The sequence below is a fragment of the Paenibacillus qinlingensis genome (assembly GCF_031455095.1).
GTDB classification, from domain to species: Bacteria; Bacillota; Bacilli; order Paenibacillales; family NBRC-103111; genus Paenibacillus_E; species Paenibacillus_E qinlingensis_A.
Map to the genome: position 1 here is coordinate 1 of NZ_JAVDSB010000014.1, position 21,863 is coordinate 21,863.

The 21,863-nt window shown below is 45.1% G+C and carries 23 protein-coding genes; 5 read left to right on the top strand and 18 right to left on the bottom strand.

Translation table 11 applies throughout. From position 1 onward, the window contains the following. Positions 1 to 370 precede the first annotated feature (370 nt). On the bottom strand, positions 371 to 961 hold the full coding sequence (locus tag J2736_RS25950; protein WP_310501495.1) for a hypothetical protein: 591 nt from the start codon (positions 959 to 961) through the stop codon (positions 371 to 373). 368 nt (positions 962 to 1,329) lie between these two features. Here J2736_RS25950 and J2736_RS25955 point away from each other — a divergent pair, with 368 nt between their 5' ends. Together J2736_RS25955 and J2736_RS25960 are read left to right on the top strand one after the other, a co-directional pair. Next, entirely contained in the window at positions 1,330 to 2,169 is an 840-nt protein-coding gene (locus tag J2736_RS25955) for an SPFH domain-containing protein (protein WP_310501496.1), read from the top strand. Between the two features lie 12 nt (positions 2,170 to 2,181). Further along, complete coding sequence (locus tag J2736_RS25960; protein ID WP_310501497.1) at positions 2,182 to 2,373, top strand: type II toxin-antitoxin system antitoxin; 192 nt, start codon at positions 2,182 to 2,184, stop codon at positions 2,371 to 2,373. A gap of 45 nt (positions 2,374 to 2,418) precedes the next feature. Here J2736_RS25960 and J2736_RS25965 read toward each other — a convergent pair whose 3' ends face one another. From J2736_RS25965 to J2736_RS25990, 6 genes are all read right to left on the bottom strand, one after another. Then, positions 2,419 to 2,847: a DUF4183 domain-containing protein gene (locus J2736_RS25965; protein ID WP_310501498.1), complete on the bottom strand. Its 429-nt coding sequence runs from the start codon at positions 2,845 to 2,847 to the stop codon at positions 2,419 to 2,421. 5 nt (positions 2,848 to 2,852) lie between these two features. Continuing rightward, entirely contained in the window at positions 2,853 to 3,215 is a 363-nt protein-coding gene (locus J2736_RS25970) for a DUF4183 domain-containing protein (protein WP_310501499.1), read from the bottom strand. A 148-nt stretch (positions 3,216 to 3,363) separates the two neighbouring features. After that, positions 3,364 to 4,593 carry a hypothetical protein gene (locus J2736_RS25975; protein ID WP_310501500.1) on the bottom strand — a complete coding sequence of 410 codons (1,230 nt, stop codon included), beginning with the start codon at positions 4,591 to 4,593 and terminating at the stop codon, positions 3,364 to 3,366. A gap of 61 nt (positions 4,594 to 4,654) precedes the next feature. Beyond that, entirely contained in the window at positions 4,655 to 5,488 is an 834-nt protein-coding gene (locus tag J2736_RS25980) for a hypothetical protein (RefSeq protein ID WP_310501501.1), read from the bottom strand. Beyond that, entirely contained in the window at positions 5,485 to 6,174 is a 690-nt protein-coding gene (locus J2736_RS25985) for an ABC transporter ATP-binding protein (RefSeq protein ID WP_310501502.1), read from the bottom strand. Before J2736_RS25985 ends, J2736_RS25980 begins: the two co-directional genes overlap by 4 nt. Further along, positions 6,171 to 6,557, bottom strand: coding sequence for a GntR family transcriptional regulator (locus J2736_RS25990; RefSeq protein ID WP_310501503.1), 387 nt, complete (start codon positions 6,555 to 6,557; stop codon positions 6,171 to 6,173). The genes J2736_RS25985 and J2736_RS25990 overlap by 4 nt, the downstream gene beginning before the upstream one ends. 221 nt (positions 6,558 to 6,778) lie before the next feature. Here J2736_RS25990 and J2736_RS25995 point away from each other — a divergent pair, with 221 nt between their 5' ends. Further along, positions 6,779 to 8,077 carry a DUF2515 family protein gene (locus J2736_RS25995; protein WP_310501504.1) on the top strand — a complete coding sequence of 433 codons (1,299 nt, stop codon included), beginning with the start codon at positions 6,779 to 6,781 and terminating at the stop codon, positions 8,075 to 8,077. A 14-nt stretch (positions 8,078 to 8,091) separates the two neighbouring features. Here the strand turns inward: J2736_RS25995 and J2736_RS26000 are convergent, their stop codons facing one another. From J2736_RS26000 to J2736_RS26040, 9 genes are all read right to left on the bottom strand, one after another. Next, entirely contained in the window at positions 8,092 to 9,783 is a 1,692-nt protein-coding gene (locus J2736_RS26000; RefSeq protein ID WP_310501505.1) for a putative polysaccharide biosynthesis protein, read from the bottom strand. 46 nt (positions 9,784 to 9,829) lie between these two features. After that, on the bottom strand, positions 9,830 to 10,309 hold the full coding sequence (locus tag J2736_RS26005) for a DUF456 domain-containing protein (protein ID WP_310501506.1): 480 nt from the start codon (positions 10,307 to 10,309) through the stop codon (positions 9,830 to 9,832). A gap of 67 nt (positions 10,310 to 10,376) precedes the next feature. Next, positions 10,377 to 11,213 carry a Cof-type HAD-IIB family hydrolase gene (locus J2736_RS26010; protein WP_310501507.1) on the bottom strand — a complete coding sequence of 279 codons (837 nt, stop codon included), beginning with the start codon at positions 11,211 to 11,213 and terminating at the stop codon, positions 10,377 to 10,379. Further along, complete coding sequence (gene asnB / locus J2736_RS26015; RefSeq protein ID WP_310501508.1) at positions 11,159 to 13,033, bottom strand: asparagine synthase (glutamine-hydrolyzing); 1,875 nt, start codon at positions 13,031 to 13,033, stop codon at positions 11,159 to 11,161. Before asnB ends, J2736_RS26010 begins: the two co-directional genes overlap by 55 nt. 412 nt (positions 13,034 to 13,445) lie before the next feature. Continuing rightward, positions 13,446 to 15,503 (bottom strand): peptidoglycan D,D-transpeptidase FtsI family protein, encoded by a 2,058-nt coding sequence (locus J2736_RS26020; protein WP_310501509.1) that lies wholly within the window; start codon positions 15,501 to 15,503, stop codon positions 13,446 to 13,448. Then, positions 15,500 to 16,249, bottom strand: coding sequence for an HAD-IA family hydrolase (locus tag J2736_RS26025; RefSeq protein ID WP_310501510.1), 750 nt, complete (start codon positions 16,247 to 16,249; stop codon positions 15,500 to 15,502). The genes J2736_RS26020 and J2736_RS26025 overlap by 4 nt, the downstream gene beginning before the upstream one ends. Positions 16,250 to 16,275: 26 nt before the next feature. Continuing rightward, positions 16,276 to 17,424 (bottom strand): transglutaminase domain-containing protein, encoded by a 1,149-nt coding sequence (locus J2736_RS26030; protein ID WP_310501511.1) that lies wholly within the window; start codon positions 17,422 to 17,424, stop codon positions 16,276 to 16,278. Positions 17,425 to 17,464: 40 nt separating this feature from the next. Further along, positions 17,465 to 17,893, bottom strand: a complete 429-nt coding sequence (locus J2736_RS26035; protein WP_310501512.1) for a hypothetical protein — start codon at positions 17,891 to 17,893, stop codon at positions 17,465 to 17,467. Between the two features lie 55 nt (positions 17,894 to 17,948). Next, positions 17,949 to 18,104, bottom strand: coding sequence for a hypothetical protein (locus tag J2736_RS26040; protein WP_310501513.1), 156 nt, complete (start codon positions 18,102 to 18,104; stop codon positions 17,949 to 17,951). A gap of 131 nt (positions 18,105 to 18,235) precedes the next feature. Between J2736_RS26040 and J2736_RS26045 the strand changes: the two genes are divergently transcribed. After that, a complete protein-coding gene (locus tag J2736_RS26045) occupies positions 18,236 to 19,417 on the top strand; it encodes an MFS transporter (protein ID WP_310501514.1) in 1,182 nt (393 codons plus the stop codon). 160 nt (positions 19,418 to 19,577) lie between these two features. After that, the gene (locus tag J2736_RS26050) at positions 19,578 to 19,931 is read left to right on the top strand and encodes a toprim domain-containing protein (RefSeq protein WP_310501515.1); all 354 of its coding nucleotides are present in this window, start codon (positions 19,578 to 19,580) and stop codon (positions 19,929 to 19,931) included. 10 nt (positions 19,932 to 19,941) lie between these two features. Here J2736_RS26050 and J2736_RS26055 read toward each other — a convergent pair whose 3' ends face one another. Further along, positions 19,942 to 20,574, bottom strand: coding sequence for an SCO family protein (locus J2736_RS26055; RefSeq protein WP_310501516.1), 633 nt, complete (start codon positions 20,572 to 20,574; stop codon positions 19,942 to 19,944). 17 nt (positions 20,575 to 20,591) lie between these two features. Then, on the bottom strand, positions 20,592 to 21,572 hold the full coding sequence (cyoE, locus tag J2736_RS26060) for a heme o synthase (RefSeq protein ID WP_310501517.1): 981 nt from the start codon (positions 21,570 to 21,572) through the stop codon (positions 20,592 to 20,594). Positions 21,573 to 21,863: the final 291 nt, after the last annotated feature.

Consider the following 21,863-nt stretch of genomic DNA (forward strand, 5'->3'; position numbering starts at 1 on the left):
TTAGACCTGTACATTCGGGAGTTCGTCAGTTCGCTTCTATGCGAACATTCTCACCGTATCCAGTTTTTCAGCCACGCGACATATCCGTTGGCATACCTTTTTAAAAAAATGGCTCTAGCCTTCGTTCTGCCGAATCTACCTGTACTTCACACCTCATGTACTGTTAAATATGACGCGCGCAGGAGTATTGGCGGGATGGTTTCAAGATACATGGTTCCGTCATTCCCATCCTCGGTTGTAAAGTTAAGATTACTGCTGTAGTCTCCTGCTTTTCGCACTGTTTAGTGCTTATGGCAGAACTTGTCGTACTTCGCCAGTTAGCTTAACTCCACCCTGTTTTTGACTCTTTCGTTGCGCCTAACCCTTTTTATCATTCTTTATTCTTAGGTTTTTCCACTAAAAACTCGATCTCTGCGTTTAAGCGAAAACTTTCTTGACTCACCATCGATTCATTTAAGGGATTGAACATAGCTGTTCCAGCTACCTGGTAGTCCCCCTGAAGTAGCGTTCCTTTATTGGATGCCTCCCATAAAGCTTTGATGTAGTCTACATATTCTTTTTGATCGTCCGAACTATATCCACCACGGGGCTTAAATATCTCTCTCAGTGGTATTCCCTTTTTTAGGACAGTCACGCGTAAAGGCTCTTTCATACCGTACCCGATATCGTAGTTCCTCGTTTTCTCTTTCATCGGGAAATAGAACGGTGAGTCAGCATGGGCTATTTTAATCTCTGGCTCATCTCCCACGTATTCCAACTCTGCATAGACCTCTACTTTCTCACCTTCGGTGTATACTGACTTCTCTGACACAAGGCGATAGACAAAATCTCCTTCAGCCACCACTTTTGCATGTGAGCGAATCGGTAATTCTTTTACGTTGTGCTCGTTTGGCTTTTCATCACTTGAACATCCTGCCAATAAGAAGACGACCGTTAAAATAACAACCATAAACTTACCCAATCCCTATTCACCCCATACGTTCTTTACTGTAATGTTCTTAATTTATCATGTGATGAATACGAAGGAATACAGACAATTTGTTCCATTATTCTGCTCATTAGCTGAGCAAGCAACGAGTGCTCGATTTTCTTCTTAGCTACCATTAGCGCAGCAATTTCCTCATTTATTAACCCCTAAACCTAAAAAAGCGGTTATTAACAAAAGTGAACAAACACTAACGAACTCTATTGTCCACTAATAATCTTTATTTCCCTTGATTAATTGCATGAGGCCAAGCGCGGCCGCATGTTTACATTTTACAATTAAAGTTAAAAGTGATATCATATAAATATCAAAATAATATGTAAACTAAGGGAGGCAATACATCTATGAAAGAAGTTAAAGCAGGGTCAGTCAATGGCTTTATTGGCTTACTCTTATTTTTCGCCGCACTTGGGCTAGGCATTTATAGTTTCACACAACAAAGCTTTCTCATTGGGGCTATTTTAATTGTCGTTAGCATCATCTCGCTGTCGTCGTTCACTGTTGTTCAGCCGAATCAAGCTACTGTCATTACTTTTTTCGGGAGCTATCTAGGAACTATTCGTAAAAGCGGGATATGGCTCGTTATCCCTTTTTCTTCTCATAAGAAAATCTCGCTGCGTGTTCGCAATTTTAACAGTGTCAAATTAAAAGTGAATGATATCGATGGAAATCCGATCGAAATTGCTGCTGTGATCGTGTTTAAAGTGGTGGATACGTATAAAGCCTTGTTCGATGTGGACAGCTATGAGAAATTCGTAGAAATTCAAAGCGAAACTGCTCTACGCCATGTAGCCAGCAAATATCCTTATGACCGCTACGAAACGGAAGGCTATTCGCTAAGAGGCAATGCCGATGAAGTTGCGGCTGAACTTAGCGCAGAGCTTCAGCAACGTCTTTCAGTTGCAGGTGTCGAGGTCATTGAGTCTCGTCTAACGCATCTAGCCTACTCGACGGAAATTGCCAGCGCCATGCTGCAACGCCAGCAAGCCTCCGCCATTTTATCTGCTCGCTCGATTATTGTAGAAGGTGCCGTAGGCATGGTTCAATTGGCTGTTGAGCAATTGGAAGCCAAAGGTTTGCAGCTTGACGAGGAGCGAAAAGCTGCCATGATCAACAATCTGCTTGTTGCGATTGTATCTGATCGTTCTGCAACTCCGGTCATTAATACCGGAACGTTGTATTAACGAGGCCATGGTATGGCTCTCAAGAAAAACTTCCCACTTCGACTTGATCCGAAGCTCCACCAAGCTCTAGAGCAATGGGCTGAAGACGAGTTCCGAAGTGTTAACGGACACATTGAATATTTACTCCGAGAAGCGCTCCTCCGTTCGGGACGGCTCCCTAAAGCTAGTGCCGCGCAGCAAACAAATGAAGAATTGGACAACTAACAAAAAAAACAATCTTACATGGCGTCATGTAAGATTGTTTTTTCCTTAGGTTGTAACGTTAATTGCTGGCGCAGAAATGGTTTGTGGAGTAGTAATCGCAGAGCTTGTATTGGAGAAGTCTGCAACTTCGAGAACGACAGGTGTACCAACGACTGCTAAGATTGTATCTAACACCAAGGAAGCCGTTGTTAGCGTCGAGAGACCCGCTTCTTGTAACACACCATTGACATACACGTTAATATATCCGTTAGTAGGTAAGGCTGGTAGTTCGTTCGCGAGTAAGGGATCACCATTGTCATCAAGAAAATCTTCTGCAAGAATCGTGGTTTCCGTACCCCCAATCATGCCTGCGTCAAGTACTGCATTGTATCTCGTCACATCGGGATCTACGGTTGTTGTCACAACACCACCCGAAGCAACTGGCGCATTCGCCAACGCAGCTGTAACAAAAAGTTTAATAAGTGAGGCTGCCATCTAATTCACCCCCTTCCCGATCTTCGCTTGTAAACGCGAATACATTGCACGATGATGGGAACACCTTTTTCAGGCACATCCTTCGAGGTTAACATAATAGAGCCTTTATCTATGTGGTAGAGCGTACTAGGCTGAAGTACACCATTAACGAAGACTTGTGCGAAGGTCACCGTTTTCGGATCTGGAATCGATTGAGCGCCGTAGCCTTTGGTACGATCCTCTTCCGTATACCAACGCTTGTCTCCGTCTGAAATGGTGTAATAAAAATAAGTCTTCGAGACATATTTGGCTTTGCACAGCCGTTCTTTGTCCTTTTTTGACTTGCGGACCGTTTTTTCAAGACGTTTTCGTTTCCGGATGGGAATCACCTCACAGGCCACTCATAGATTAAGATATCTTATGCAAGAATCTTTACCTGAAATTGGATATTCACCTCGGTACTTATCCCCATTTATGACATACAAACCCCCCTGATCAACATGATTAGGGGGGTTTCTACCTTTTATTTCTTCAATTTTAGTTCTGCACTTTGATTCCGTACGCATTGATATAGCCAATACTTTTCTGATTCTTACGCTCAACTTCTCCCTGATAGAGGATGTTCCCCGTTTGCAGCTCAACGATAGCAATAGCTGGATTAGGACGACCAGACATGAGTAGATACAATCGATCCTTCTCTACCAAGCTATAGTTGACTCTGCCCCACTCTTTCTGAATCGCTTGAAGCGGTAATTGCACATCACGAATCACTTTATTCTCCGCTACTTGTACTACCATGACGTGAGTGTCTTTATTTTCCGATATAGCAGCCAAGGATAGCTCCTGATTAGCATACTGGATAGACATCCCCATCGAGTTATCCTCCATCAAAAAGCTATGCAGCGGCTCACTCTGCAGTGTCCACCATTGTCCGTTCCAAATATCGTATACGCGAATCTCCCGATTTACTAACCCTTCATTTCTCTTTACGGTCTGACTTTCGCCGACCTTATCTATCGTTTTATTTTCACTGCGATCAAATATCGCATACCCACTTGGGCCAATCCGATCATTGCTCGATATGTACCATGTAGTCGTTCTTATTTCATTCGCTTGTGTCTCGGCAGCCAGGATCTTCTCGCTTTTCAGCAAGCTTTGGTTTGTTAGATCAATCGTATACATATCGTATCCGACATGATAGAACTGCGGATATTTGTCGGTTCGCATACGATTCACAAGTACCTTCATGGTCTGGTCTTTGACCTGAACGTCATGGATACCTATATATTCATCGTTTTTCTTGTCTGCACGAACATGAAACGAAGTCGTTTCTTGGTCCAATTTCCCCATGATTGAAATGGTTAACCGGTCAGATTGCTTCTTGGATGCATCATTGTGAGCTTCAGTCCCCACATACGCAAGTACCTGATCATCCTCATAAAAGGAATTCACATCACTCTTCCCTCGCATGAAAGAACGATGCTCATTGACTAGCCGTCTTAAATCTTCATCATAGTAAGATTCAGCATCAAGCCTATCCAAATAGGAGAGTTGCTCGACATCCGACTCGCTCCCTTTCGTAGAGACTGTTGTCGTGATGCCATCCATATTCACCTTAATTTGCAGCTCAGCAGCATCGCTTTCTATGCCTTTCATCGTTTTCAACACATATTCCTGCTTCTGATCACTAGTACCTGACACATAATACGTTCCCAAAGCTAGTACACAAAAAGGTATCAGTGTAGCAAGCAGCCAGTATCGTTTCATGCGTGCACCTCCTAAGCATTGTCTTGAAAGCCCTTCACCCGAATTTCGAGAATTCGAGAATTTACACTGTCACCTTTTTTCGCAGCAAATACGAACTAAATCCGATTGAAAGGGCAATCATACACAGTCCAATCAACGCCTGCAGCAACACAATTTCACTTGGAAATAGAGGCAGTGTAACTCCTAATTGACTTATTTCTTGGGGCAACACGATCACGATCAGAACCGCCGCACCGTACAGTACACCTGCAACGATACCCTTCCATCGGTAACTTCGTTCCAGAAGAATGGCCGTGAAGAGTACAAAAACACCGAGAATGCCAGCTCCATAATATAAAATAAATTGAATAACATAGCTAGGCATAAACAAATTCAGCAAAGGATCTCTTCGAATCAGTTCTCCAATCGTAACCTCTACTCGTAGTTCAGCTGGGATGAAGGAAACGAAGGAGGCCAATTGAAGTGGAATCAGCACAAATTGTAGAGAGACAAAACCAAATACAAACAACACAATTGCACTTAACTTAGCGTAATATACGTTCATTCGTGAAGTTGGCAGCATAAGCAGTCGATACGCAAACGTATTTCGGCCGAACCATTCCTTGTACCAAATCATAAAAATATAAAGGACAAGAACGATTGCACATAAACTGATGGCTCCTTCGTACCAGACCGATTGAAACATAAAAACAAGATTCAATTTTTGAAACTTTTCTGCGTATTGCGCTTCTGTTCCACCATTTCGGTCCACCCAAGCATGAGCATCACTGAGATACGATTGGGCGGTAAGCCAAATCCCCACAAACTGAGATACTACTAACAGAAGTGCCAGGGCACCATATAGTTTGCTAAACCGTACCAGTTCCCAGTTCAACAATTTGATAAAGGTTTTCAAGTCACATACACCTCTCTCATGACATCCACCACGGACTTTCCTTCATTTGAGCGCATTTCCTCTGGATAAAACTGTTTGCGAACCCGCCCTCCATCCAGCAAAACGACTTTATCAATGAGATGCTCGATATCTTGAATTTCATGGGTCGTAATAAGAACACCGCGGTCTTCCATCAAATGACTTGTGAATACACCCGTGATTTGTTCGCGGCTGAACATATCAATCCCTGAAAAAGGCTCGTCCATCAACAGATAGTCCGCATCCAATGAAAGTCCCAGCAAAAGGTTCGCTTTCGCTGAATTTCCTTTTGACAAGCTCGAAAGTCGATCCTCAGGATTTAATTTGAAAAAGGCGATCAACTCTTCCGCCCGCGCTTCATTCCAGTTCCGATAGAAATCCTTCATAAATAGCATGGCTTCTTTGATTTTCATGTGAGAGGGCATCGTTAACGTATCAGGAATGAAGACAACTTTCTCATACGATTTCGAAGTTGGTATCCGACCATCCACACGAATTTCTCCACGCTGAAAAGGAGTCAAACCCATGATTGCCTTCATAATCGTCGATTTACCCACACCATTAATGCCAATTAAACAGGTGATTTGGCCTCTCTCCGCAGTAAAGGAAACGTTGTCCAACACTTGCTTCCGTCCATATCGCTTTACAAGCCCATCTACTTCTATCATTCCGCAACCTCCCTTCCGCGCTCAGCTTCATACTTTTCTTTAACGAAACGCAGCAATTCATCAGTTGGCAATCCGATCTTGCTAATGGACTGAACGAATACGCCAACCGCTTCTTCAATGAGTTCTTCACGAATCGTAGTCAATATGAGCTTATCCGTCGTTATCCGACTCGGGGAATTACCTGCAGTTGTGATCAACTTCTGCTCCTCCATTTCTTTATAAGCCTTTTGTGCCGTATTCGGATTGATCTGAAGCAGCCCCGCTAGCTCACGTCTGGATGGAATTTCTTGTCCACCCTTAAGCCTGCCAGTGGCCATCTCCTCCTTGAAATACCTGACAACCTGCAGATAAACGGGATCGCGATTATTAAACGTAATGTTCATCTACCCATCTCCTATGATCCTTTCTAGGTAAAACTGGAATTTTTTAGTGTGTGTACTAAGTGGTTCATACACTATATGTGTACTATACTACTCATACACTTTATCTGTCAACATTTGGTATATTCAGATACTCTCTCCCCTTTATTCCACACCGTTGACATACCACGAACCCAACATGCAAATAATAGAAAGAAGGATTTCGCACAAGAAAGGAGGCCACAATGCGAGTACAACTTCCACCGGAGAATAAGAAGAACCTAAGCGTATATGCGAAAATGCGAGGATTGCCTGGTGCCCTTGCTCAGCTTGTGAAGCAGCAGGCCGCCAAGTTAATTACCTCGTCAGATGCAGAGCAGACAGCTTCGCCTCCTACTATCGAGATCACGCCGACAATGTTAGCGAGACTAGAAAAAGCTTTGCGCCATCAGCATGCTTTGCTGCAAGCAGGCGTTATTCCTCCCGCCATCACAGCGTATGAGCAAGAGATTGTTGCCCGGATCGTCGCCAAGACCCAAGCCCATAATCGTAATAACGTGACTCGCACGCAAGCCTACTGGACTTGTTACAGAGACTTCCCAGAGCTGCACTGGGCGTTGTTAGCCCACATGGTATCCCGCAATGGGGGCTGGTGCATGACCGATTTGCGTGGCGAATTGCTGCCTCATCTATTGAACAACGAAGCCACAGAGCATTTGTTTGCCTTTCTTGAGCGCGCGAATGCTCTCATTTTTCAAGATGCCTACCCGCAATTGCTGCTCTATGCCGAAAGCAAACGAAGGAAGCTTAATTTATTTCATCTGCTTCCTCATTTGCATATATCCGCCTGGATGATGCCCATTTGGCAGGATTTCTGGTTATATCAAGATACGACACTTCTCACCCTTGGATTGATTGTCAATGAGCAGCATTATGTCGAGGATCGCGTCGTTCAGAATCCGCTCTACAAACAAACGGTTTTAAATACGCCTCAGTTCAAAACACAAGCCTGGCTGCAGCTCAATCAAGTCGGATTCCCTTTTCGTTCCGCTTCGGTCGATCTACCACAACCACATCTCGCAGGCCTAATTCTTGAAAATTTTAAGAACCTCTCTGAACGCATTGAATTCGGCAAAAGCTTATACGCCATCCTGTTTTGGGCACCAGGCATCCTTCAAGGTGCAATAGCTTTTGCAGCATCAACTCCCCATACGGGGTCACGTTCTGATTACTGGCCTCATCTATTTGCACAAATACGAAAAACCCCTCCTGATCTCAAGTATCAGGAGAGGCTCGATGGCTACAGCCTTAAGAAAGGCGCAGCACCCTTTTATAGTCCTCCGCTTCATTCAGCATGGCCTGACAGGCCACTGGCGCCGGTTGAGCGTGGGGATTGGTTTACGGAGTTAAAGGAACCTTTGCAACATATGCAATCCTTCGCTGTTCCGGAATCTTACGATTTGACACGTGATATGTGCCTCGGATTAAGTAAAGTAGAACTCGCTGTTGTTAGTGCACAAGCGATTAAGAAGCTCATGCGTTAGCGATACTTAACCGATTAAGATCGCTTTAACAACCCACTCGCCTTCGCGATGAGCTTCTGTACGGGTGAAGGGAAGCTTTTCACATCATCCTTCGTCACCACACGTGTAAGCATCAGCATAACAGGGTACAAAGCCACAGTGAATCCGCAAATTAACACCGCTTGGATACCTTGATTTAAACGGAACCAAGGTGTAGGCAGCACATAAGTATGCGTCAGCCATTCCGCCGCAAAGCCTAGAACACCGATCACCAGAATCGTTACGATAAGTCCGCCAAAACGACGTCCCAGAATCGTAAACGATACCTCTTTACGAAGTGTGCGGATATTGAGCCACGACATGGCAATAAAGCATAATCCTGTGGAGATAATGATACCGTAAATACCGAACCATTGCCCTAGCAGGAAGCTGCCAAGCAGCTTAATTGCGATGCCGACACCAACATGAGCCATTAATGGCTTCATCCGTCCCATCCCCATCAGAACGGCTCCTGAGGTCTGCATGACGATCTGAAACATCGCTCCCGCTGTTAGCAAGGAGATCATCGCAGGTCCATGGGCCATACCGAAAGCTGAGTCTTCTAGGCCAAAGAGGAAGTAGTCGAGCGGTCTCGCTGCAATGCTAATCATGAGTACTGCAGGAAGGCCCGAAAGGATAGCCAGTTGAAGCACACGTGTTGTCTGCTGTCCGACCTGCTTCAAATCTTTACGCGAATAAGCAGCCGAAATAATAGGTACAACGGATTGACTCAACGCGATGGCCAAAATAATAGGAATCCCCGCTAGCGGTTGAGCGCGTCCACCTAGAATACCTACTAATCGTGAGGCTTCACTAGTACCGATCGCATCTTGTAGGAGTGGGATGATCATGGATGTATCAATTAGATACACTAGCGTAACCGTCACCGAGAATATCACAATAGGTATCGAGAGCCTCAATAAACTGCGATAAATATCTCTGTACCGGAGCAATTCAACGGGATGATCATTCGACCGAGCAGCTCCTATCTCCTCTGCCGCGGCTTGTGAAACAGCTGGTTGCTTCTGTTCTTGTGCATCCGCCCGTTTCAGCTTTACAGCATAGTACAGCATGACAGCTAGAGCCGCTGCGCCTCCAACCACGCCTCCAAATGATGCCCCCGCTACACCCCATCCAAGCGAGATATCAAGTAAGAAAAAGGCCAATGTAATCGAGACAATGAGTCTAAAAATTTGTTCCACGACTTGTGAAATGCCGTTAGGCATCATATTCTGACGTCCTTGGAAATATCCCCGCATGATCGCGATAAGGGGAAATAGAAGCATGGCTGGCGCGATCGCCCTCGTAGCTAACGTTGCGTCAGGACCACCTTGCGATATGCTTTCAGCATAAATCGGGGCAAAAACGTACAGCAATATAGTCATGACTGCACCTGCAACAACCGCAAACCAAATCGCAGCTCGATAGATGCGCTGTGCTTCGTGCGGTCTACCGATGGCACGTTTCTCGGCTACCATTTTACTTAATGCACTGGGTATGCCTGCTGTTGCAACGACCAATAAAACTGAATACAAATTAAATGCGATCACATAACTCTTCATGCCTTCTTCATGCAGCAAATGCACCAGCGGTATACGCTGGAAAACGCCGAGAAACCGCGCTACAAGCGCGGCTACGGTGAGAATGAGCGTCCCTTTTACAAGGGAATCTTTGGTTACCTTCGTCAAGTCCGTTCCTTCTCTCTCTTACAGTTATATTACGTCTATCTAGGCCTCAAAAGATCCACAAGAAGAAAATAATAATCATAGCGAGCTGCAAAACAATTTTGACCACGGAGCTGGCGAAAAAACCAAGTACGGATCCAATTCCTGCGCGAATAGCGTTCTGCCAAGAGGTTCCAGCAATTAATTCACCCACTACGGCACCGATGAATGGACCTAGGATGATCCCGAACGCTGGAATCACGAATGGACCAATGATCAAACCAATGGTGCTTCCGACGATTGCCGGTTTCGAGCCGCCGAACTTTTTGACACCTAGTGCACTAACCGCATAATCCGCCACGATAATAATAATGACGATCAAGGTCTGGATTAACCAGAACCACAAGCCGAAGTGCTCCCAAGTGATCAGCCAGCCGTAGATGAAAAAGGCAGCATAAATGGCTAATACGCCAGGCAGAATCGGATAGATGGCACCGACCATTCCGACAACAAATAAAAGAATAACGACAATCCAGCCTAAGGTAATCATGCTCAGTTCATTCCTCCATTTATCTTAAACGGATTCACGGTCCTTGTAGGACAGTACATTCTCTAAACTAGGCAAGCATGTAAGTGCGAATAACTTGTGCAACCGCATGTTCATCATTCGTAACCGTCGTCATATCGGCGATTCGCTTTACTTCGTCTTGCGCATTTCCCATGGCAATGCCTAGTCCAGCTTCACGAATCATCGCAATGTCATTTTCGCTGTCGCCCATAGCAATAACCTCAGACATCGAAATTCCCAAGAAGTCACACACCGTTTCAACACCACTAGCTTTCGTAACGCCAAGTGGATTCATCTCTAAATTCGATGGATGCGAATTGGTGATTTCAAGCGTTCCCCAGCTCGCCACAACTTCGCGAATGCGTTGCAATTTCTCTGCATTGTCTGTGAAGTAACCGAATTTAAGCCATTCATGCTCATCCAAATGCAATCCTTCACTTTCACGATTGAACACGCCTGCCACCGAATAAGCCCACCACCAGCAGTCATGAGCTACCGCTAGCTGATGCAAGTCACGAATCGTTTCAATCGGTACTAAAGTACGTTTCAGTAACCGATCTGGCGAAGCCCACACTTCACTACCATTCACAACGACAAGTGGTGTTGTTAGCCCTAGCTCTTTAATGTAAGGCATTGCGCTTATCGCTCCACGACCTGTAGACATAATAACAACTTTCCCTTGTGACGATGCTTCGCGAATAGCCGCCTGGTTCTCGGCAGATATTTTTTTGTCTTCATTCAGCAAGGTTCCATCCATATCGAGCGCGATTAATTTATACTTACCCACAATCTCGTCAACTCCTAGTCTCATGCAGCCTGTATGATGTCTACCTAGTAAGCAGTGAGTACTTTCTTCGGCAGTTCTTCCATGAACGTTTTGTGCCATAGAGCAAAAATATAGAGGGTCCACAAGCGTCTCGCGTAGTCTCCCTGACCAATCCGGTGCTTATGAAGCATTTTCTCAACCGCCTCGATATCGATATAATCCTCGATTCCGCTGGACTTGATTTGCTCCATGACCATGTCACCCATCGCACCCTTCATCCAATCCCGGAGTGGCACAGGAAAGCCTAGTTTCGGACGATTTAGAATCGGATCTGGAATAATCCCTTCCATCGCTTTACGGAAGATATACTTCGTCGTGCCATTCGCAATGCGGTATTTCGCTGGAATCCGGCGAGCCACTTCGAACAACTCTTTGTCCAAAAAGGGAACGCGAAGCTCCAGGGAATGTGCCATCGTCATTTTGTCAGCCTTCATGAGAATATCACCAGGCATCCACAAGTTCATGTCGATGTATTGCATCCGACTTACTGGATCCAGATGCTTTGTTTTGTTATAGTAATCCCCGGCGATTTGCACGGGATTCTTGTAGGCGCGCAGCATCTCGCTATCAAGGCGAAGCACTTCTGCCTTCATATCCTCGGAGAAGATTTTGGCGTTCCCGAGGAACCGTTCCTCAAGCGGAGTCGTTCCCCGCAACACATAGTTGCGGCCTTTCACTCCGCTCGGCAGGATGCGTGCGAAGCGGTTCAGCATCCGTTTCACCGATGGCGGCAGCCCATCGAGCGGCTTGAGCGACTGCGGCTCGCGATAAATGCGATAGCCGCCGAACAGCTCGTCCGCGCCTTCGCCGGACAGCACGACCGTCACTTGCTCACGTGCAAGCTGCGCCACGTGATAAAGGGCAATGGCCGAAGGATCGGCAACAGGCTCGTCCTGGTGCCAGATCGCTTTCGGCATGGTCGCGAAGAAATCATCCTGCGTGATGATTTTATCGTAGTGCTCTGTGCCGAGCGTTGCAGCGGTCTGCGCCGCAATCGGCGTCTCGTTGTTGGAACCTTCGAAGCCAACAGAGAACGTGCGGATCGGTTCGATATTCCGCATATGCGTAGCAATCGCCGTCGAATCGATCCCGCTCGACAGGAAGCATCCGCGTTCCACGTCGCTGACCATGTGCAGCTTGACGGACTCTTTCAAGCCTTCACGAATTTGTTCCACATAATAGTCAAATGGCTTTTCTTCCGGTTCGAACATCGGATCCCAATACTTATGTAGGGTCATTTTGCCTTCGAACGTAATTGTAACTGAATGCGCTGGAGGCAGCTTATAGATGCCTTCGAACATGGTATGCGGCTCTGGTACATACTGAAACGTCAAATAATTCAGCAAGCTGTCCGTATGGATCAACCGATTCATGCCTTCGGCCGCCAGCAAGCTCTTGATTTCCGAGCCAAACAGGAATTGACGGTCGCTCACATGATAATAAAACGGCTTAATGCCGAAGTGGTCTCTCGCTCCGAACAGCTGCTTTTTCTTGCGGTCCCAAATAACAAAACCGAACATACCACGCATGTGCTTCACGCAATCCTCGCCGAATTCCTCATAAAGGTGGACGATAACTTCCGTATCGCTCTGCGTGCGGAAAATATGACCGCGCTCCTTCAACATCGTGCGCAGCTCTTTGTAATTATAAATTTCACCGTTGAAAATAATCCAGACGGTTTCATCTTCATTCGCTAGTGGCTGATGGCCTTCTTTAATATCAATAACGGATAATCGTCTAAATCCTAAGCCAATGCGATTCTCTGTCCAGAAGCCCTCATCATTCGGTCCTCGATGAACGATCACATCCGTCATTTGCTTCAAACTTGCCTCAGTTGGTTCTCTATCTTCAAAATACATTACACCCGTAATACCACACATGGTGAGACTCACTCCTCCGTACTCTCATCATTCTTTCTCTTGGACAACCGATATATTAGTATACCATATCAGCCCGCCATTCAGGAAATACCATGAGGGTACGAAAATCGAAAAACCCAGATGCCTATAGAAAAATGATGGAAATGATAAGTCGTTTTAAAGAAGCAGACAACCGCCTTTTTTTCAAATGGATCGACCACCTTTCCTGCACGCATAAAAGTTGAGTTAGGGCAACATTTAGGGTAGAGCAAGTTCTCCCCCCTTGATACAGGATATGCGGTTGGAGAGTAACTGGTGCATGCTGCTGAAAAGGGACTCCTGTTCACCAACTAGCCCCAGTGAAGTGGGGTTCGGGCTCGGCATATCACAAAAAAGAGCTTGCCGCAGCAAGCTCTCCCTCTTTTCCTATTCCTTACCACGGCCTCTTCCCGCCGCCAAGCTTTGTCAAAATACCATCGTTCGCCGCGTCATACGCTTGGAAGATTTTCGCCGCAATCGGCGAAGCCCCGTAGCGTCCAAATCCACCCTCAGGTATAACAACCGCCACAGCCAGTTTCGGATTCTCGACCGGAGCGAAGGCGATAAGTACCGCATTCTCTACAGATCCACCTGCTACAACCTGTGTAGAGGTACCTGTTTTACGCGCGACATTGAATGGCAATTCTTCGATGCCTTCGGCGCCGCTTTTCATCCCATGGATAATCGTATTCCAATCAGCTTGAGCGAACTCCTTCGATACATCCTCGAGGACCTCCGGCTCCACCTTTTTCACCAATTCACCTTGGTAATCACGAATTTCATCGACGAACAAAGGTTTCATCCGTTTGCCACGACTCGCCAGTGTAGCCGTATACTGCGCTAACTGAAGTGTAGTCGTTTTCTCATTCTGACCCCAAGAAGCATAGACCATGGCCGATTGATAACTGTCTTTTTCCGCATTTTTGATAAAGTCATTGGAGCCTGCGAATTCACCTGGCAGCCCACTGCCCGTCTTCACACCCATACCGAACTTAGCTAGATATTCTGCCCATTTCGCCGTTACTTTCGAATTCTCACGTCCGAATTTGTTCCAAAATGGAATGCCTACAAATGCTGACATATACGTATTCGAGGAATGTTCAATTGCTTCTGCTGCATTAATTGGACCATAGGCAGCTTTTCCTGAGTTCGAAATGGCACTGTTGCCATCTTTACCGAAGGTAAATGTGCCTGAATCATAATATTTTTGCCCCGCTGTAAACAACTTCTCTTTCAAACCAATTAAGACAGATAATGGCTTAATCGTCGATCCCATGAAAACAATGGAAGAAGGATGCTTTGCATTTTCTTTCTCATCCGGATACTTCGATTTGGCCGTCATGATCGTACCATTGGAAATAAACGTACTAATATCCTTGTAAATCGTAGGCGATATACCGCCTGTCCAAGCATTCGCATCATAATCTGGATAATTCGCCATCGTGATAACGCGGCCCGTATCCACTTCCATGGCAACCGCAAAGCCCGAAGAAGCCTTCATACCCGTTTTCATATACAAATCATTGGCATGGGTAGGAAGTCGAAGGTAGGCGATATGATCTTTCAGCATTTTTTCCGTCGCCTTCTGAACGTCCTTGTTAATGGACAGATACAGATTATTTCCTTTAATCGGAGCTGTAACTTCGGCTCTTCCAATGATTTTCATCGCAGCATTCACGGGGTACTTCTTGCTCCCGTTCTTGCCTCGCAGCTCATCCTGATACATCCGCTCGATGCCGTCGAAACCGACATTTTCATTGCTTAAATATTCTTCACTATTCGGATTATCCTTATAGATTTCTTTCGCAGTTTGGGTTGAAAAAGCATTCGTATACCCGACTAATTGCGTCGCAATTGTCGTTTTATCTTCTTCCACTTCATAAGTACGGATACTTTCTTCCGTTACTTCCAGCCCTTTGAATTCATCACGATGCTCCAGCAAAAATGCAATTTCAGCATTGGATAAATCCGCTTTAATACGGCGAGGAACGGAATAGTAGCTTGGGTCTTTTACTTTATTTTTATTAATGTCATAGCCCAAATCCATCGCAAGAACAATCTCTTCAGCTGTCGGGCTAACGGTATTGGGTTTAGCAAATGGGTCAAAAACATCCCGCTTGATGCGCTTGGCTAAATCAATATTAGCATCCTTATCCTGACCTGGTTCAATACGGAAAAATAAGGACTGCACCGGAATCGTGTAGGCTAGCGGAGATTTTGTTGAATCATAAATATTACCGCGAATCGGAGCGATCTTGTTGGTTTGATTCGTATTGGTATTCTCCGCGGCCTTCAGATCCTTGGCTTGAACGAATTGAAGAATCGCTAACCTCACGATTAGCACGGAAAACAATAAAAAGGTAACGAAGAAAAATATATTGATCCGAAACGAAAAGTGCCGTTTTTTAGTGATTTCTTTTTTCTTCGGATCATCCATAATGGATGATTTCATGCGGGTTCATATCCTTTCTCTCGTACATCGCCGGCAGGCTCCTGAATCAGTTCGAGCAGAGAACGAATCCCATCTCCCGTATGGTAAGGGTACCGAATGATACGAACAGCATCAATGCCTACTTGATTAGGAGCCCATATATCATTCGTCTCATGATCTCCGACATACAGCACATCCTCAGCCGCAACGTCCGCCATTTGCAGCGCAAGCTTGAAAATTGCGGGGTCAGGCTTCTCTAAGCCAACTTCTGTGGAAACAAGTACCGGGTCAAAATAGTGCAATACGTCTTTGTCTGCCAGAATGGCTTTCAGCGTTGGAGCAAAATTAGAGATAATACCGATTCGAAAGCCTCTCACGCGCAGTGCTTCTAGAAATGGCTTCACATCATCGAACAAATCGTAATACTTTGGCGCCGTGAAAATGTCATAAAGCTCATGACAGCAGTTGAAAATTTCTTCCTCTGTCCAATCTTCATGAATGCCTAGTTTATGCAGGACATAGTGGTATAGGTTAACCCAGAATTCACGATCTGACTCAGGACTGCATACCACGAAGTTATCTTTTTTCTCAACATAATAAAATAGACGAAATGCTTCTGTAAAAAGTTCATGAATATGCGCTTCATCTCGGTCAACAGAGCGCAATTCTAAGTATTGCTTTAAAATTGTTTGTGCCGCAGGAATCGTTACTAAGGTGTCACCTGCATCCAAATAAATCATCTTGTATGATGTTAATTCTTTTCGCATATCGTCTCCTTCTAACAAGCCTAATGCTAAACGTCCCTCACGTGAGTTTGATCAAAATTAGGCGGATTAAACCAATTCGCACCACTTGCTACCCAAGTTGAGTCCAGAGGTACCCACTTACTGGTTTCTTTCAGGTACACTTCATTCCAAGCGTGAGGACCATAACCCCCTTGTCCATCATACCCTAAACCCGTGACTACTTTCACATCCAGTCCAATCGATCTGGCCATTTGGGCATATAACCTAGAGTAATCGATACAAACACCCTCTTTGGTATTAAACGTATCTTCTGGTGTCTGTTCCTTCCAAATCCGCTGTTCTTCATACAATTTCACTTTATTCCAATCATACTTGACTCGAGTGCCAACCCAACTATACAGCAGTTTGGCTTTCTCTTCATCTGTCTGCGCATTCGCCGTGATTTCTTTCGCCGCATCTGCGATATTGCCAGGGATTTTCGCATCAAGTACTTCATATTTCCGTTGTAAAATATTGGTGAATTCCTGCTCAACCGCACGTGTGAATACAGGCGCCTTCTCTGCTATAAAATCACCTGTAAACGGTGAAATGACCTCTTTAGCTCCTTTTTGATACATGGCCGAGGACTCAATATAGGGAGTTATCAACGAGTGGGGAAACAAAGAAACATAGATGAATAAAATCGCGATTAGCATAAGCGCTCTAGCAAATCCAGCTATAGAACCAATAGCACCGCCTGAAACTGAACTAAGTACGGAATGACTTTGTCTCGGCATGGCATACCGTTCAGCCAACCAACGTCCAAGCCATACATCCACCAAGCGATTCAAAACTTGTTTGATAATGACATAACCAAGGATAAATAAAACTCCGAAACGGAGTAATGGAAAATCACGCAAGCTAGTGATAACGGTATAATAGGCTTGTTTTATCGCACTTACATCAACCACTGGAATTTGCAGATTCTGATCTTTTAACCATGTCTGAATCCAAGGTGAAATCAGCTGCACGGCTTTCCATGCAATCAACAGAGATATGACAGCGAGCACAGCTTCCACCAACATGGCTACAAAATGCCTGGCCGAGCCAGAGCCGCCACGGAAAAATCCCTGCAGCACAGAAGCCGCAATGGTGAGAACGATCAAGATGGATATGAGATTGATAGATAAGCTTGACAACCACGTGGTATCCGTCATGTGTACTCACCTTCCTTTGTTAGGCTGACCTGCGAAATCATTAGCTATTTTTCTTGGCTTGTTCAATAAATGCATTCACAGCTGCGTTGGCATTCATTTTGAAGGATTTCCCGAGAAACGTCACCTGTACTTCGTCCGATCCTGATTTACCTTCTACCTGCAAGCTTTTCGTCGTGATCAAAAAAGAACCATCCGGGTTCGCCTTAAATTTGGCTTCTTTAGCCTCGGACGTTAAGGCACTGACTGCCTTATCCTTGATATCGTCACTGACTTGGGAAACAACACTTGTCCCAATATCCTTTATTTTATCCTTATAGCTCGCTCCATAAACGACAAGCGCCCCTACAATGACAAGAACAACTACCCATTTCACCACGGTTTTAACAATACCAATCACAATAAATAGAACAATAATAGCACCTACAATTAAATACCAACGATCCTGTGCAAACGAAATCCACTGATCCATCAATAACCCCTCCTCATCATCCAAAAGTCCATTCCTATCATACTACATGGACTCCTTAATCTTCATCTCTTTTTTTCCTTAATTGGGCAAGCTTCTGCTCGATTTCATCGGTTTTATCCAACGTCTTCCCTGTCCTCATATAGGACTGTCTTAACCGGAATACGAGAAATATACCAACTGCAGCCAACAGTATATAAACAATGGGATCCATACTTCCTCCTATGTACGAAAATGTGTCATTTGTCCCGAACGGTCATATCCTTGGGACGAGCGGCGTAAAACTTAAGAAGAGATGAAATAAACGGCTATGTCGTTAGACGAAAGGAACGAGGTGGTGAAACCGTGCGAACAGCCATATGGTTGTACTTATTTATGTTTGTTGCCTTTTTTGATTTACATGCGCAATACCCGATTTTATCTCCTTTCGCCTTATCACTGGGCGCTGCTCCCTCATTTATAGGGCTCATCATGGGTGTATACTCGCTTACCCATCTCCCTGGCAATCTCATTGCAGGTTATGGTGTAGACAAATACGGCAGTAAAATATTCATCGTCTGTAGTTTAATTGTAGCAGGGATCATCTTATTATTTCAATCGAATGTCAAAGACCCCTGGCATTTGCTTTACATTCGTTCCATCAGCGGATTTGTCCTTGCCTTCCTATCCCCAGCTTGTTTGTCTTTACTAGCTCGCATAGCCCGTGACCGCATTCAGCAAAGCAAGCTTATGGCCGGTAACGGTCTCGTTCACACATTGGCTTCCGTGGTCTCTCCTGCAGCAGGTGCTGTTCTAGTAGCCAAAATCGGCTTCACCACAGCGTTTTCCGTGTTAGGCTGGATCCTTATCATCACGGGCTTCCTGGCAATTTTCGGTGTGAAAGAGAAGCAACTCTTAGCTCACCAAGGGAAGCAAAAGGGTTCAACAGCTATCTTAGACGCTCATGGTCATCATGTCTCTACAGAAGATCTCCATGAAGGATCAAATGATGTGAATATCCCTTGGCTGTTCTTCCTCATCCCCATGGCACTTTCTTGCTCGCAAGGGATTTTGTTCTTTGAGCTCCCTTTAATGAAATCAGCACGGGACTCCATCCTTACTTCAGGCGTATTTTTTACATTGGTCAGTTTAGGTGCCCTGCTAAGTATCTCATTCTGGTTTTTGAACAAAATATCACCCTTCCTCCGGACGATTGTCGGCAGTATTGGGCTTGCAGCCGTATTTTTCGGACTAGCCATTCAATGGCCGATTCCTTTGGCGGTTTCCCTCTTTCTCATCGGTATGGCCAAAGGTGTTATCTATCCTGCGCTTGCAGCCTTGCTTGCGAGCATAACAAACAGTGCTAGATACGGTCGCGTATTTTCCTTGCTGTCCATTTCATACTCTGTCGGCGCCTTCATTGGCCCCATGATGGCTGGTCAGCTTCGTGACCACATTTCCTCCTACTTCATCGCGTTCTTCATTCTGATGCTAGCCTTATCACTTTTGCCGCTTCGTACATTCAAATCGCCACTGATAACCTCATAATTTCCTCTTAGTAAAAAGGCTTGATGTCATCAGGCCTTTTTTTCACGTGTCATACGCTGTAAATACTTGTCATTTCCCAGGAAATATCGTTGGTGCATGTTACTTGGATCGCCGCTCCAAACGGGGTATACTACTCTAAAAAGGGAGTGACGGTGAATCTATGTCCATTGCCATTATTGTTGAGGGTAAAAACGATAAAAGCCGCTTAAAGCGCGTCGTTGATGATACAGTTAGCATCCATTGCACATTCGGAACTCCTAGTTCCATTACACTTGACGCGCTGCGCAAAAAAGTTGACCATCTGCCCGTCTATATTTTCACGGATAATGATGCTTCTGGCAAAAAGATCCGCTTTTTGCTGCGTGATACCTTTCCAGATGCAGAACACATCTATACCCGTAAGGGCTATGCGGGTGTCGAGGGAACACCTGAGGAATATCTCATACAGCAATTAGAAAAAGCAGGACTGGACGCGTATATTATCTACCCTGCGCCCAACCCTGCTTATGAATAACCATTTTGCGTTATTTCCCTTTTGAGAGGGTTACAACGTCTTTCACGATATGCGCTGCATCCAATTCTGGATTGCTAGCATCATAGTAATTTCTTAGCTGACCTTTGGGATCCACTAGAAGAATCGCATTCGCATGCGAGAAATTACCGTCCTTCTCTTTGATTACCATGATACCGAAGTCCTCAGCAAGCTTCTGAACCTTCGCTTCCTCACCACGGAGGAACGTCCATCCGCCCGGAATCGGCTTCGATTCGAAGCGATTTCCGAATGCTTTTAACACCTCTGGTGTATCTCTCGTTGGATCAATTGTAATCGATAAAATTTCTGCTTTCGAGCCAAGTAAATCCTTTTTCTTCAATTCATCTTGCACTTGTGAAATTAAAAAGCTTGTCGGTAAGCACACATCAGGACAGTAAGAAAAGAAGAAATAGACGAGTCGTACTTTACCTTCCATATCTTGGGAGGTTACTGTTTTGCCATCTAAATCCTGCAACTGAAAAGAAGGTGCAGCCTTCATAGCTGTTAATCTTTCATCCGGCTTACTGCCATTCGTCACTAATTTATAAGCAAAAGATGCAATCATCGCGATTAGTATCGCACCCAATGCTAGTTTGAACCAGTTTTTTTCGAAAAACGTCCCCATCGTTTCCGTCCCCCAGATTAACTAATTTTCGCCGTTGTATCAATGACCATCAAGATCGATAACAGCGTTAAATATAAAAGGGAGAACAAGAACATACGCTTTGCCCATACAATTTCCGCTTCCCCTGTTGCTTTGAACCCTTTGACGCTCATGAAAACCCACGTTAATCCAAGAATCGTTGATACGATTAAAAAGATCGTTCCTACATAACCATATGCCGTTAGCATCACCGTAACAGGTACTAATAGAACGACATAACGAACCATACTGATTTTCGTTACGAAGCTCCCCTTAACGACCGGTAACAGTGGAAATCCTGCAGCACGATACTCTTCCATGCGGCGAATACCTAGTGCCCAAAAATGCGGCGGCTGCCATAGGAATAGGAATAAGAAAACCAAGATTGCTCCCAGATCAATTGTCCCGCTAACTGCGCAATAACCGATTAGAGGTACTACTGCTCCTGAGATCGCACCTACGAATGTGCTCCATACCGAAGTTCTCTTGAACCAAGCTGTATAGATCCAAACATAAAAGAACAATCCAAGTAAACCCATTAAAGTAGCTAAAGGTGAATGAGCTCCTAAATAAAGAACCCCTAAACCAATTGTACCTAGAATAATGCCGTACCAAAGAACAAAATTAGCGGTTAACCGCCCACTTGGCAGTGCTCTATTCTGCGTGCGTTCCATTTTGGCATCCATCTCACGGTCCAAATAATTATTCAGTACCGTTCCTCCAGCCATAACAAGTGCTGTGCCTAGCATCGTCATAAGTAAATGGAGCCAGTCAACTTCCCACTTGGCCGCTACCCAATATCCAGCGAATGCTGTCATCAAATTGGAATAAATAATACCCGGTTTCACCAGTCGGTAATATTCCTTCATGGTAACAGGTCCATTTGCACCTTTCGCCTGGCTAGCATCTATGTCATCAGTTCCAGCTTGCCCTTGGGACGAGCCCGTTGAAACATTTTCGTAAGTGACTTGATTATCCATGTACGCTTACCTCCTCTATGTCGAATTTCCGATCCTACATCTTAATGAACATTCTCATCATACCAACCCCTACATCATTTGACAATGAAGCACGGGCAGTTGTCATCATATTGTCGATTCTCCCTTCCAGTATGCGTGGAAAATGCGCTTACCATTCGATTCCATTTTGGAATATGTGAAAAAGTTGTGGATATTCACGCGCGGGACATCTTTACACCCCTATCTATGCTCTCACAGAGCAATCTATAGCCACTATCCCCTTTGCTCAGGAGAGCAAGCGTCGACAATCCT